This is a genomic window from Rhodobacteraceae bacterium Araon29 (assembly GCA_039640505.1).
In the GTDB taxonomy this organism is placed as follows: domain Bacteria; phylum Pseudomonadota; class Alphaproteobacteria; order Rhodobacterales; family Rhodobacteraceae; genus CABZJG01.
Genome location: CP046865.1, coordinates 1679102 through 1692570, shown reverse-complemented (window position 1 = coordinate 1692570; position 13469 = coordinate 1679102). Strand labels below are relative to the sequence as shown.

Genomic DNA, 13469 nt, shown 5'->3' with positions numbered 1-13469 from the left:
GCATGAATCTTAAGAAACTAGAGTAGTACATTTTATCACCATTGGCTAAAACGTATATATCACTACACTCCTTTGGGTGTAAAGGAGAACAAAGCCCTCCAAAAAAAATACCATACTTTGGTCACAATTAAAATTCACCCAACAAAAACTATGAACTGTCAGCCCATTCCTGCGTTATTGTTTCGCAAAGAATAGCCAATAATCACCTAGAAATGATAAATTCAGCAAGTAGACCGCCTAATACCTCACTCTTGGATAGAATTAGTTTGCCGCCATGGGAGCGTGCAACATCCGCGGCAATAGGTAAACCCAAGCCCACACCCGATCCATGATTCTGATTACGAGATGGATCTAATCGTGAAAAAGGTTTCAGAGCTTGATCAATTTGGTGCTCTGGTATGCCGGGTCCATCATCTGCAATACTAAAGATTAAATCTGTGGTATTCAATTTGATCGAAATTTCAGCTTTTGAACCATACCTCACAGCATTCATAACTAAATTTTCCAAAGCACGCTTTACCAACAGAGGCCGCATACTGACAAAACTTTGAGTACCCTCCCCGACAAATCGAACATTTCGCCCTGCCCTTTTAGCGTCATCTACAATTATTTTAACCAATACAATCGGGTCTGTTGGAGTTGCTTTTGCAGCAACTTCAGATTGATTGCGAGCGAAAGACAAAAATTCATCTAAGAGTTGGCGCATTTCATCAACATCGCGTTCTAAAGGTTCTCTTTCTTCTTTTGAAAGCAAGGAAAGACCTAACTTCAAACGGGTTAAAGGAGTACGCAAGTCATGGCTAACACCTGAAAGGATCATTGTTCTTTGCTCTATATGCCGCTCTATTCGTGCACGCATATCCAAAAAGGCTTGTCCGGCAGCTCGGACTTCAACTGCACCAGATGGCTTATATGCAACGGTGCGTCCTAAACCAAAAGCTTCCGCAGCACTTGCCAAGCGTGTAATTGGGCGCAGTTGGTTTCGAAGGTAAATGTAGGCTATTATCGTGAAAATTCCCCCAAAAAATATCATATTTACAATCAACTGATGCGGGTTAGATGCAGAAACTCGGTTGCGATAAAATGTGAGGTCAAACCTCCGATCAGTCACGAGTATCCTGATCCGCACTGTCCCATCATCTGGTAGGCTAACCGCCTTAACTCCAGCCAATGACATGAGCTCTCGACGCACCACGATCCCAGTAAAGTCATAAAATCTTCGTTCAATATTAAAGACATCATCGCTACTTGGCACCTCTCGTATTTGGATACCGAGTGGCTTTGCTACAAAATTTGCGTTCAACAGAGAAGTATCGCGCAAAGACAACAGTTCCTTAATCAATACAATTTCACTGCGTATGGTACGCGTCATTTGTTCTGTTACGCCTTCAAAGTGACGTTGAACAAAAACAATTGAAACCACCAGCCAAATCAATATCACTGGCAGCACCAGTATAAGGGCGGCGCGGCCGTGGAGGCCTGAGGGCATATACTGTTTGATCCAGTTAAACATCATCTCTACAAATAGCCTAACATTCCCAAAAGGGGAACAAGAATGACCGATATGAAACCACAATTTGCCCCCCTGGCAGGTCAAGTCGAGGAGTTGGAGCCTGGCCTTAGACGTATACTGGCCCCTAACCCTTCCCCAATGACCTTTTGGGGGACAAATACTTATTTGCTTGGCTCGCGTGAAATCGCTGTTATTGACCCCGGTCCTCACAGTACCCCGCATCTTAATTCAATCCTCACAGCGTTACTGCCTGGCCAGCGTATTACACATATTTTCGTGACACATTCCCATATTGACCATTCCCCACTTGCATCCCAATTGTCGGGCATCACGCAAGCAAAAGTTTACGCATTTGGTTCCTCTTACGATGGACAAAGCCAAACAATGAGGTCTTTGGTTAAACAAGGATACTCAGGCGGAGGAGAAGGAGTAGATTTCACTTTTAGCCCGCAGAGGAGAATAACGGAAGGCGACCTGATTTCGGGAGACGATTGGCAGCTTGGCGTTCTGGAAACACCGGGTCACTTTTCAAACCACCTTAGTTTTTCATGGAAGGATGCGCTTTTCACCGGCGATCATATTATGGATTGGGCCAGTTCAATGGTTTCGCCTCCGGATGGAGATTTGGGTGACTTTATGAAGTCATGCCATAAATTGCTCAGCTCGAATTGGAGAATTTTTTATCCCGGCCACGGAAATCCTGTGTATGAGCCCAAAAAACGTACCGAATGGCTTATCAATCACCGAATGAGCCGCGAAATGCAGATTTTAGATGCATTACGCTCTGGATTAGAAAATCCATACAATCTAGCCAAGAAAATATATACGGAAACGCCAAAAAATCTTTTGGGGGCTGCCGCCCAAAATGTTTTCGCTCATTTAATTGATTTGCGCGAACGTGGAATTGTAGAATGCGATCAACCTTTTGGATTTGAAACTCTTTTTAAAGTAAAAACTCAAAAATGAGATGACCACCAACTCAAAAAGTGCTTTTTTTAATGAAGTTTAAAGATAGCCATAACAACCTTTTTGAGCCGTTTAGAGGAGTGCTCAAAAAAATGTATAAGACCAAAAAAACCCACTGGACGTGATCAAAAGCTATTGATATACGCGCTACATGGTCCGGCGTAGCTCAGCGGTAGAGCAGTTGACTGTTAATCAATTGGTCGTAGGTTCGATCCCTACCGCCGGAGCCATGCAAGCTAACAGTTATTCCTTTTGTATTCATTATTGATCATTCAATTACTAGTTGAATACAATAAAAATTTTTAAATTCAATATGCAGCCATTTGTCACAACTTACTGTAGTTTTGATACTCCCTAAAAAGACTCAACTCTTGCACAAAAATGTTTGGGCTTCATCTCCGAATAGAAGCAGCACCTCATTTGCCCGCTCAAAATCGCAAGCACTTCAAGACTATTTAAGCATTTTGGGCATTGTTTTTGAAAAATACGTCCCGTCAAGTAATATTGGCAGCCAATTAAAAACGAGATACGCTGTTCGAAGTTTTTTTTATAGGGTTCACACCAGATGGGGCAAAAAAAACAGTATCAGAGCATGATCAGCACTAGCCCTATCGGTGTTCAAAAAACATGCGGTTAACCCAGATCAATACTACTGTCGCTGAACTCATTTCCACGAATGAGATGTTTGCTGTGGAAACCGCCTCGATCCGAGGGATCAACTATCCCGTATTTAAAAACGCGCCTCAAAATCTTTGTGAAATGCTCAAGCGTGGGTTTTCGAGCCATGATGACGGAAAAGCCGAATATCTGGTCTATCAAAACGAGCGACGGAGTTATGAAGCCTTTTGTACAGAAATAAAAAAAACTGCCTGGCATTTGCAAAATGAATTTTCAGTCAAAAAAGGAACTTCAATTGCAATAGCAATGCGCAATTATCCAGAGTTTCTTATTCTGGTCATGGCCATAAGCACATTGGGCGCAAAGGTTGTTTTCTTAAACGCATGGTGGACCACAAAAGAGCTAAAGTATGCCCTTGAAGATAGCTCTGCAAAATTGGTCTTTGCCGATGGACCGCGAATAAATAGCATTGAGCCGCTGGTAAAAGACTTAAACTTGCACATGGTCGCTGTAAGAGATGCAGAGGCTTTTTGGCCAACCCGTTTTTCGGATTTTTTAAAAAGCACTACTCCAGCGAAGTGGCCAGAAATCAATATCGATCCCGATGATGATTTTTCAATCATGTATTCTTCGGGAACAACGGGGCATCCAAAGGGGGTTGTCTTGACCCACCGGGGAGCCATCAACGCGGTTTACACATGGCTGATGCAGCCTGCGATTACCCAAAAAATAGATCCTATGAAAAATGCGGAAAAATCCATCCCTATAAAACCATCAGTGCTTGTGGTGACACCGTTATTTCATGTCACCGCGACCCACCCGATGTTTTTATTAAGCTTGGCCGCTGGGGCAAAAATTTGCCTGATGCACAAATGGGATGCAAAAACCGCTGTGCGCATTATTCGGGATGAAAAAGTAACCCGTTTTTTGGGCGTTCCAACACAATCAGCTGATCTAATGACCGCTGCTCACGAGATGTCAGAGCCACTTGATACACTTGATTTTCTTGGCTCTGGCGGGGCAAAAAGGCCTGCGGCACAAGTTGCCCAACTGCATAAAGCCTTTCCATCCGCTCAGCTCGCAACCGGTTGGGGAATGACAGAAACAAATGCTGTCGGTATTGGCCTTATTGGGAATGAATACCTTGATCACCCGGGAGCGGCCGGACGTTTGCACCCTCCCCTACAAGAAATAAAGTTTCTCGGAGAAAACGGAGAGCAAGTTTCAGCCGGAGAGGTCGGCGAAATTACCGTAAAAAGTGTTTGCAATATGCGAGCCTACCTTAATCAGCCAGACGCGACAAATGATGTCTTATCCGATGGCTGGTTGAAAACAGGAGACCTTGGCAAAATAGACTCAAATGGCATTATTACAATTGTTGACCGAAAGAAGAACATCGTCATCCGCGGCGGTGAAAATATCGCCTGTCTGGATGTAGAAGGGGCATTGCACCGACATCCTTGCGTAATGGAGGCCTGCGTATTTTCCCTACCAGACGATCGTTTAGGAGAAATTGTTGGTGCCGCCGTTCAAATCCAAAAAGAAAGCGCCGTAACGACCAAGGAGTTGCAGGATTTTCTGTTGCAGCATATCGCGCATTTCAAAATCCCCCGACACATTTGGCTGCAGACAGAGCCATTGCCGCGCGGCGCCACAGACAAAATTGATCGCCGGGGCATGCAGCAGCGTTGCTTGAACGACTTAGAACTGCAATCCGAGAAAAACGATGGAAGTGAGTATTGACTTCAGAAAAGGCAGGCTTGCAAATTGTTTTTGTGAACCTTGCAAGAATAATGAAAGAAACTCCAAATGGGTTAAACATTATGGATAAGGAAAATGAGCAAAATATTTGATCTTAATGGAAAAGTCGCCCTTCTTACCGGTGCGTCCAAAGGTATGGGATTGGCCATGGCAACTGGCTTGGCAGAGCATGGGGCAACCGTGATTATTTCAGCCCGCAAACAAGATCAGCTTGAAGCGGCAGCCGGGCAGATCAATAAAACCTGCGGAGCCGAAAGGGCAATTGCTGTTGCCGCCAATGCAGGATCTAAAACTGAACTGGCAGCTTTGGTTGAAAGCGCCCGTTCAAGCGCTGGTCCAATTGACATTGTTGTGGGAAACGCGGGCGTTAACCCCTATTTTGGCCCTACATCAGAAATATCGGACGCGGCCTATGAAAAAACCATGACCACAAATGTGCAATCGAATCTTTGGCTTACGCAGCTTGTGGCAGAGGATATGATCCAAAAAGGCAACGGATCTTTGATGTTTACATCCTCTATTGGCGCCTTCAAACCCTCAGAAACACTCGGCACTTATGGTATGTCAAAGCTTGCACTCATTGGGCTTGTACGCAATCTTGCTGCGGAATACGGCCCAAAGGGACTTCGGTTTAATGCTATTTGCCCGGGCTTAATCAAAACGGATTTCGCACGTGAGCTTTGGGAAAACCCACAAGCCAAAACTCGGATCGAGCGCGAAATACCGCTCCGGCGCTTGGGCGAGGCTGAAGATTTAAAAGGGCTTGCTGTATTTCTGGCCTCGGATGCGAGCCGGTATATGACAGGTCAAGCCCTAACCGTTTGTGGCGGCTCAAACATGTGGGCATAAAGGATATAAAGATATGGAATTAAAAGACAAAAATGTCATCATCACGGGCGCTGCTAGTGGCATTGGCCGCGCAATGGCCATCCGGTTTGCCCAAGAAAATGCCCAAACTGTGATTTGCGCCGATCTAGACGAGAACGGCGCACATGAGACGGCTCAGCACATTAATGGCATTGGGAAAAAACTTGATGTGAGCGATCCAAACGCCATAGCTGCCCTGATTGAACAGACTGAAAATGATATTGGGCCCATTGATCTTTTTTGCTCAAATGCAGGTATTTTAATGGCCGGCGGCGTTGAGGTGCCAGATGATCAATGGCAAAAAATATGGGATGTTAATCTGATGTCACATGTTTGGGCGGCACGCTATCTGGTACCTCGCATGGTAGCCCGCGGCGGCGGGTATTTATTAAATACATCCTCAGCGGCCGGATTGCTTAACCAGGTCGGCTCTGCCCCTTACGGCGTGACCAAACACGCAGCTGTTGGATTGGCCGAATGGATTGCGATGAGCTATGGTGATCAAGGCATCAAAGTATCACTTTTATGTCCCCAAGCTGTCAGCACCGAAATGATACACGGGTTTGAAGAACATGTGGCGAGTATCGATGGGGTGATTAAACCAGAAGACGTGGCAGAGGCTTGCGTGCAGGGCATTCGGGACGAGCAATTCTTAATCCTTCCCCATCCTCAGGTGCGCAACTATATTAAAAACAAAGCCAGTGACTATGACCGCTGGATCGGCGGGATGCGAAAGCTTAACCGGCGATTCGGAGGATTTGAATAACTTATAAAAGGACCCATAAGATTATGATCATTAGAGCACATAATTCCAATGATTTTGATGAAATTTCCAACCTGAGATGGGAGCTAAAGACGTATTTTTCCGAAACGCCTTTTGCGGAATCAAAGACTGAATTTATAGAAAAAAATCGAAAGGCGTTACAGGCCAGTTAAGTTTTAAATGATACAGTTAATTGGGTTGCTCAAGACAGAAATCAACTTATAGGCGTAATGACCACGCGATTTATGCGCAAGGAGCTGTCACCAGCCTCTAAACAATCCTATCGGGGATATTTGACCAATTCTTTTTTTTGTAAAGGCAGATCACCGCAATCAAGGGCTAGGGACACAGTTGTTAAAACACTGTATCAATAAATGCCGGCAACGCGGTCTTCAGCTTTTAGTCGTTTGGCCGAGCGACAGGAATTATGAATTTTACCGCCGACAGGGTTTCGTGGGGACCCACGATCCGTTGGAGTTATTGCTCTAACAAAATGTTAGCTTCATAATGTTACTTGACCATATTCTGTTTTATTTAAGGAAAACCTTTATGAAAAAAATTGGATTATTTCCGCCGGAATCACGAAACATTGCGGAAAAAATGAAGTTTTCGCCCGGCTTGAAGACAGGAAATTTCGTTTACTTAACTGGTATAACTGGAAGTCGGGTAGACGACACCATGCCTAAGAAGCTTTCTGAGCAAGGGAAAGAAGCGGTTCTGGTCGGATGAGGAGAAAGGCGAGATTTGTGGCCGAGCGCGGGTTGAAGTAGCATCGGTTGCCCAAGTGGCCCGGAGTTATGCGATGAACGCGAGCCTGATCCACAAGTGGATGAGTGATCCAAGGTTTGTGCCTGTCGCTGAGGACCCTGTCGACGTTATCGACGCCCTATTTCTTCCTATTGAGGTTACGTTTCCTGGAATGTCGGTTAATGAGGCTGCTCTAGATCGAGCACCGTCAGCCCTATGTGCGACGCGGCGATCTGCTGAAGATTATATGGTGGGATAGCCAGGGCGCGTGTCTCTTCAGTAAACGATTGGAGAAAAGTCGCTTTGTTTGGCCCGCGGCCAAGGATGGGAAAGTCAACTTAACGCCCGCACAATTATCAATGTTATTGGAGGGCATCGACTGGCAGATGCCACACAAGACATGGCGACCAGTGCAGGTTGGATAGTCCCGTATTTATTGGTTCTTTTGCGCTTCTAGGATTCACTCTGATAGCTAAATCAGGTATATGAACGCATGAGCAACGCCGCTGATTTCATCCCTTCTGAACCCGCTGAGTTGCGCGCGTTACTGTCGAATTATTTGCCGAGTTGAAGAGCCGCGACCTGTTGATCGAGAAGCTGCGCCATCAGTTTGCGAGCCAGAACACGCATCACTTAGGATCGAAGGCCGAAGGCATCAATCAGCTGCAACTACGCCTTGAAGATGAGGAATTAGCCAAGGCTGCCGCCGCGCCAATTGAGGTAGACGAACAAACCGATCCACCCCAAAAGGCCCAACCCAAGCGTAAACCACTGCCCGAACATCTGCCACGTATTGAGCAGCTGCTATCGGCTGGTGATGCCTGTTCAGACTGCGTTGGTGCGTTCCGCGAACTAGGGCGTAATACAACAGATGAGTTGAAATACGTCCCCAACCGCTTTGTTGTGAACCCGATCGTCCGCCCCCGCATAGCTTGGAAAGATTGTGACTGCATCGCCCAAGCGTCAATGCCATCGTGACCCATCGAGAAGGGCATTCTTGGTCCGGGGTTTTTGGCGCATGTTTTGATTAGCAAATACATGGACCAACTGCCTCTCTACCGTCGGGCTCAAATCTTTGCGCGAGAGGTGTTGGACATGGATCGCTCAGCTTTAGCCGGATGGGTTGGTAAGGCTGTGACCCTGCTGGAACCACTGGCCGAGGCCATCAAGCGCTATGTGCTCTCAGGTCAGGCGATCTTTGCAGATGACAAATCTGTTAAGATGCTGGCCCCAGGCAGAGGTAAAACCAAGAACGCTCGCTTCTGGGCCTACGGGCAAGACGAGCGGCCTTGGGGCAGTGATGCGCCACCTTCCGCGTGTTATCAGGTCACGTCTGACCGCAAGGGTGTCCGACCAAGCGAACACCTCAAACGCTACCAAAGCTGGATGCATACGGATGGCTACGCAGGATTTGAAGAGCTGTACCGTTCAGGCCAGATCAAAGAAGTTGCTTGTATGGCCCATATCAGACGCAAGTTCGTTTATGTGTTCAAATCCCAAGGATCGCATGTGGTCGAACAGGCTATACAGCGCATCGCTCAGCTTTATGCCGTTGAGAAGGAAGTACGCGGGTCGCCGCCAGATCGGCGCATCCAGTTACGGCGCACCAAAGCAAAACCCATTCTCGGTGATCTGAAAAACTGGCTGCAAAGTGAGTTGCCCAAGCTGTCAGGCAAAATGCTTCTGGCCAATGCCATTCGCTTTGAATTGACTCGCATGAAGCGGCTGCGCAGCTATTTGAACCACGGCTTCCGCGAGCTTGATAACAACACTGCAGAAAGGGGCATGCGCGGCATCGCCATTGGCCGCAAGAACTACATATTTGTAGGCTCAGAACGCTGCGGCAAGTCCGCCACCATCATCTACCCCCTAATTGAAACCGCCAAGCTCAACAATGTCGATCCCCTTGCGTGGCTCACAGCCGTTCTCACCCGCATTGCCGACCACAAGATCAACAGAATTGATGAACTGCTCCCGTGGAACTATAACGCATGAATGAAAGCTTACGCTAATTTTACTAAATATTTATTCCCTTATATCCCACACGAGCACGACCTTGCTTTATATCCCCTCAGGGCTTAGCTTTCACCCCACTAGAAACCTATCCGAACCTTTACCTGTCAATTGTTTGTCCAACCCCAAAATTATGTACAACTTTTCAATGGAACTTCTGGAACAGGCGGTTTCATGTTCAGGACTTGGTGAGGCCGGCTGTGATTGTCTCGCCTAGTCTGGCAAGTTTCAAGTAATCCGGCGATCTAATCCTGACACTCTCCGGCAAAAAGTGACTGAGTGGTCCCAAAAGCGGTTCCCAAAGCGGTCCTTGGCTGCAAAAAAGAGTTTTTAAATCTCGCTTGCTAACTTAGGGCCAAACCTGTGCCAACAGTACCGAACAGACTCATAGCTCAAATCGACCCCTCTTTCGTGGAGTAGGTCTTCTATATTTCTCAGTGAAAGTGGAAATCTTACAAACATATTACTGCAAGCTGGATGGTTTCGGGACTGGTTTTGAAATAACGGAATGAAACTTGATTAGGCATAGCCGCATAGCTAATTGCCAGGCCTATTGTTAGAAAGGCGGTCTATTCTGACAGTGCCCATTTTTCAAAAAACCGGACTTTGAGGTAAATTGTGAGTGCCTCGAGTATGGTTTTCCTGCCTCTTTGTCAAAACAATTATGCATGTGTTTATCATAGGAGGATATAATGAAAAACCTAATGGGAGCAATATTATTGTCTGCCAATGCAGCAACGATGACCTTTGCTGATGGCCATGCCTTGAAAATCGGCTTTATGGCAACATTAGAGGGTCCGTATACTGTGCTTGGTGAAGATAGCCAGCGTGGGTTTCAAATGGCACTGAATGAGTTTGGCAATGAGGTAGCAGGCCGGCCAATCGAAATTATAATAGGGGCAACAGATGCAAGTCCTGAAAGCGCATTGCGCGCCGCACGTAAACTTGTCGAACAAGATGAAGTTGACGTCATCGTTGGGCCGCTTTCTGGTTCAGAAGGGATTGCGTTGCGCGACTATTCAAAAACGGTTCCTCATGTCACTTTCATAAACGGAATATCTGGTGCGCAGGAAACCACAATGGTAGATCCGTCTGAAACATTCTACCGCTTCAATATGGATGGTGCTCAATGGACAATCGGCCTAGGAAATTATGTTTACAATGAAAAAGGCTGGGAAGTTGTTGCGGCAATCGCCGAAGATTATTCATTTGGCTACACGAATTTCATGGGCTTTGCTCTAGAATTCTGTCGCGCCGGTGGCGACATCGCCGAACGCCAATGGGTGCCCCTCGGGACCAAAGACTTTTCATCCATTATTGCCGCTTTACCCGAAGATGTGGATGCACTTTATCTGGGGCTTGGAGGCGCTGATGCTGTGAATTTCTTGAACCAATATTTGCAAGCCGGAGGCAATGCAAACTTGATCGGTGGTACGATCATGGTTGACGGTTCAGTGCTCAGCTCTAAAGGGCGCGCGAAACAAGTTCTGATCGGCACACCCGCTTCGGGTCCCCAAGCAGATACTTGGGAAGATGAAGGATGGAAAAACTTCGTTGCCACTTATCAAAATACGTGGCCAGTGGACCAACGTTTTCCATTACCTTCGCTGTTGGCAACGGGTTATTATAACTCGGCAAAAGCCACACTTATGGCAATTGAAGCCGTAAACGGAGATCTCAGTGATGGACAAGCAGGGTTTCGCAAGGCGCTTTCAGAACTCGTGCTTGATGCACCAAATGGACGAATTTATCTGGATGAAAACCGGCAGGCTATCGGGTCAAACTTTGTAACGGAAGTAGTTGAATTAAGCGACGGCAGCTTGGCAACTAAGCTCATAAATAAGATCGATAATATTGGACAAACTTTAGGTCTCACACCGGAACAGTTTGCAACATTGGGTACACCGAGCCGCGATGTTGTAGACTGTCAGGCCTGGCAAGGAAAATAAAATCCAAGCCGCAGGCAGAGTCTCTAATTTCAATATAACAAAGATCAAAACGCCGGATATAGCCCCGGCGTTTTTTTTTAGAAACCAAAAAATTAGGAAAAAATCAACTTTTGCGTTAGTCTCGCTCTGGTAAACTTATGGGATAATCAAAATGGAACGCGCTTTAGCCGTACATCACGGGGTATTTGGCCGTATTGCGATTTATAGGTTTTGCGAACCAATGGTGTCGCACGCGCACAGGGAAGCGCACCTGACATTTTTGTTAGAGGGCCCTGAAAGCGCCATGCCCGTTGAAGGTCAAGCCGGCCCACTTACGCAAGAAACCGTTGTTGGATGCTCTCCATGGCATGAACACTCTTTTAAACCTGGCAGCTTAACAGACCCCAGCACTTTTCTGGTTTTGTACGTATCGCCAATTTGGTTTGTCAAGCGCGAAACCGAGTTTAGACCGGGTATGCGCTTTGGAACGCATCTATTTTACCGAACACAGAAAATAAAAGGTTACGTCAATCGATTGGCAAACCTTTTAATGATGGGCGACACTTCAGACTTAATAGAAGGATATGTCTACGAACTGACCCGTGAAAGTTTTAATGAAAGTGCAAGACGCTCCGATTATAATGAAGCTTTGGCAGCCCAGCCTAGGCGCATATCCGACTACCGCGTCAGACGCTCCATTGAAGCGATGAAGAATAAAGTCGGAAATACTATGGTTATCGAAGAAATTGCCTCAGAGTCTGGCTTGTCTAGAGCCCATTTTTTCAAATTGTTTAAAGATAATACTGGGTTATCACCAAATATCTATCTGAACACTCTACGGGTCGAAGAATCGCTAAGGCAAATCGTTAACCCTAGCCAAACTATAGGGGTAATCTCTGAAAATCTTGGATTTTCCAGTCAGGCCAGTTTCTCAAGATTCTTCATTTCCCATGTCGGTCTGGCACCTGGTGAATATCGGCAATTTACAGCCTCGTAATTCTTTTGTTGCCACTAAAAAACTAACTAAAGCTTAATATTAACTCGATTGCATGAGTCATTTACCGCGGTTTTAGATGGAACGAGCATTTTTATTTTATAAGATCCTTTGAAGGTGCTGACGGGCGCAATATTGATCGCACCAAAAATACCGGCAATTTTACTTAGAGGTTTAAGTAAAAAATATGAGATTTTAGAACGCTAGATCAGACACTGAGGTAAAGACTCGAGGCGTTCTTTCAGTTCACTCTTCCTGACGGAGGAGAATAGTATGACCGGAAATCATCAAAGCTTGGTTTCGCAGCGTTGGTTCAATAGCGCGGTTTGGGCGATCGCTGCGCTATGCGTCCTTTGGTTGATCTTAGCAATTTGGCCCGAGTGGCTCGTTGGTCTCCTCGGCCGAAAGAAAGTTTTTGTGAATGCATTGCTGAACGGCATCACTTTAGGCGCCCTCTATTTTCTGGTGGCGTCTGGATTCACCTTAATTTTCGGCCTGATGCGGAATGTGAATCTGGCGCATGGATCATTGTATTTGGCAGGTGCCTATATCGGGTTTGAAGTCAGTCGCGTAACCGGGTCTTGGGTGTTGGCATTTCCCATCGCGTTTGTCGCTATGGCAATTCTTGGCATTATTCTTCAGGTTTTTGTTTTCCGCCACCTTGACGGTCAAGACCTTCAGCAAACCTTGATCACCATCGGAATTTCAATTGTTTTGGCAGATCTTATGCTCTGGAAATGGGGGGGCGAATTTTACCAAATTTATGCCCCAGACTGGCTCAGCGGACCAGTTGAAACATTTATTCAATCCTCAATTAGCAAGCGCACTGGCGAGCCGATATATATTAAGTACCCCTCTGTTCGTCTGTTCATATTGATGTGCGCAGTCTTCATCGGCTTGGGAATGTGGTATGTTCTAAATAAATCTAAACTCGGCATGTTGATCCGTGCGGGGGTAGATGACCGAGAAATGCTTGCCGCCTCCGGTGTACGCATTCAACTAATTTTTGTCGGAGTTTTTGCTTTTGGAGCAGGTCTTGCCGGTATTGCCGGCGTTGTGGGTGGCACTTTTCAATCTATTGCACCCGGGGAAGACACCAGATTTCTGTTATCCTCTTTGGTGGTGGTGATTGTGGGCGGCATGGGCTCAATTCCAGGTGCTGCACTCGGTGCTTTAATAATCGGCTGTGCAGAACAATTTGGATCAGTCTACGCCCCCACTTATTCCGTTGTTTTGACTTTTGTTATTATGGTCGTTGTTCTCGCGTTTCGGCCACAAGGTTTGCTGGGGCGGGATTAG

General features: G+C 46.3%; 11 protein-coding genes, 1 tRNA gene and 2 pseudogenes. 13 read left to right on the top strand and 1 reads right to left on the bottom strand.

Annotation, left to right across the window (positions count from 1 at the left end; all coding sequences use genetic code 11):
- Window positions 1-202: 202 nt before the first annotated feature.
- Complete coding sequence (locus GN278_07980; GenBank protein ID XAT62600.1) at window positions 203-1516, bottom strand: HAMP domain-containing protein; 1314 nt, start codon at window positions 1514-1516, stop codon at window positions 203-205.
- A 48-nt stretch (window positions 1517-1564) separates the two neighbouring features.
- Here GN278_07980 and GN278_07975 point away from each other — a divergent pair, with 48 nt between their 5' ends.
- The 13 genes and pseudogenes from GN278_07975 to GN278_07915 all read left to right on the top strand — a co-directional run bounded on the left by GN278_07975 (window position 1565) and on the right by GN278_07915 (window position 13469).
- Window positions 1565-2479, top strand: a complete 915-nt coding sequence (locus GN278_07975) for an MBL fold metallo-hydrolase (GenBank protein XAT62599.1) — start codon at window positions 1565-1567, stop codon at window positions 2477-2479.
- Window positions 2480-2634: 155 nt separating this feature from the next.
- Window positions 2635-2709 (top strand) — tRNA-Asn (locus GN278_07970).
- Window positions 2710-3106: 397 nt separating this feature from the next.
- Window positions 3107-4840 (top strand): AMP-binding protein, encoded by a 1734-nt coding sequence (locus GN278_07965; protein ID XAT60744.1) that lies wholly within the window; start codon window positions 3107-3109, stop codon window positions 4838-4840.
- Between the two features lie 93 nt (window positions 4841-4933).
- The gene (locus GN278_07960) at window positions 4934-5707 is read left to right on the top strand and encodes a glucose 1-dehydrogenase (GenBank protein ID XAT60743.1); all 774 of its coding nucleotides are present in this window, start codon (window positions 4934-4936) and stop codon (window positions 5705-5707) included.
- 13 nt (window positions 5708-5720) lie between these two features.
- On the top strand, window positions 5721-6491 hold the full coding sequence (locus GN278_07955; protein ID XAT60742.1) for an SDR family NAD(P)-dependent oxidoreductase: 771 nt from the start codon (window positions 5721-5723) through the stop codon (window positions 6489-6491).
- Window positions 6492-6788: 297 nt separating this feature from the next.
- On the top strand, window positions 6789-6977 hold the full coding sequence (locus GN278_07950) for a GNAT family N-acetyltransferase (GenBank protein XAT62598.1): 189 nt from the start codon (window positions 6789-6791) through the stop codon (window positions 6975-6977).
- Window positions 6978-7037: 60 nt separating this feature from the next.
- Window positions 7038-7217, top strand: a complete 180-nt coding sequence (locus GN278_07945) for a hypothetical protein (protein ID XAT60741.1) — start codon at window positions 7038-7040, stop codon at window positions 7215-7217.
- Window positions 7183-7335: pseudogene (locus tag GN278_07940) on the top strand (transposase). Before GN278_07945 ends, GN278_07940 begins: the two are co-directional and overlap by 35 nt.
- Window positions 7336-7432: 97 nt before the next feature.
- On the top strand, window positions 7433-7660 hold the full coding sequence (gene tnpB / locus GN278_07935; GenBank protein XAT62597.1) for an IS66 family insertion sequence element accessory protein TnpB: 228 nt from the start codon (window positions 7433-7435) through the stop codon (window positions 7658-7660).
- 68 nt (window positions 7661-7728) lie between these two features.
- Window positions 7729-9230: pseudogene (locus tag GN278_07930) on the top strand (IS66 family transposase).
- A gap of 722 nt (window positions 9231-9952) precedes the next feature.
- On the top strand, window positions 9953-11197 hold the full coding sequence (locus GN278_07925) for an ABC transporter substrate-binding protein (GenBank protein XAT62596.1): 1245 nt from the start codon (window positions 9953-9955) through the stop codon (window positions 11195-11197).
- A gap of 151 nt (window positions 11198-11348) precedes the next feature.
- Window positions 11349-12173 (top strand): helix-turn-helix domain-containing protein, encoded by an 825-nt coding sequence (locus GN278_07920; protein ID XAT60740.1) that lies wholly within the window; start codon window positions 11349-11351, stop codon window positions 12171-12173.
- 270 nt (window positions 12174-12443) lie between these two features.
- Entirely contained in the window at window positions 12444-13469 is a 1026-nt protein-coding gene (locus GN278_07915; GenBank protein ID XAT60739.1) for a branched-chain amino acid ABC transporter permease, read from the top strand.

Coding starts and splice junctions, on each gene's coding strand:
- GN278_07980 (XAT62600.1), bottom strand. CDS start 1,516: ATGATGTTTAACTGGATCAAACAGTATATGCCCTCAGGCCTCCACGGC.
- GN278_07975 (XAT62599.1), top strand. CDS start 1,565: ATGAAACCACAATTTGCCCCCCTGGCAGGTCAAGTCGAGGAGTTGGAG.
- GN278_07965 (XAT60744.1), top strand. CDS start 3,107: ATGCGGTTAACCCAGATCAATACTACTGTCGCTGAACTCATTTCCACG.
- GN278_07960 (XAT60743.1), top strand. CDS start 4,934: ATGAGCAAAATATTTGATCTTAATGGAAAAGTCGCCCTTCTTACCGGT.
- GN278_07955 (XAT60742.1), top strand. CDS start 5,721: ATGGAATTAAAAGACAAAAATGTCATCATCACGGGCGCTGCTAGTGGC.
- GN278_07945 (XAT60741.1), top strand. CDS start 7,038: ATGAAAAAAATTGGATTATTTCCGCCGGAATCACGAAACATTGCGGAA.
- GN278_07925 (XAT62596.1), top strand. CDS start 9,953: ATGGGAGCAATATTATTGTCTGCCAATGCAGCAACGATGACCTTTGCT.
- GN278_07920 (XAT60740.1), top strand. CDS start 11,349: ATGGAACGCGCTTTAGCCGTACATCACGGGGTATTTGGCCGTATTGCG.
- GN278_07915 (XAT60739.1), top strand. CDS start 12,444: ATGACCGGAAATCATCAAAGCTTGGTTTCGCAGCGTTGGTTCAATAGC.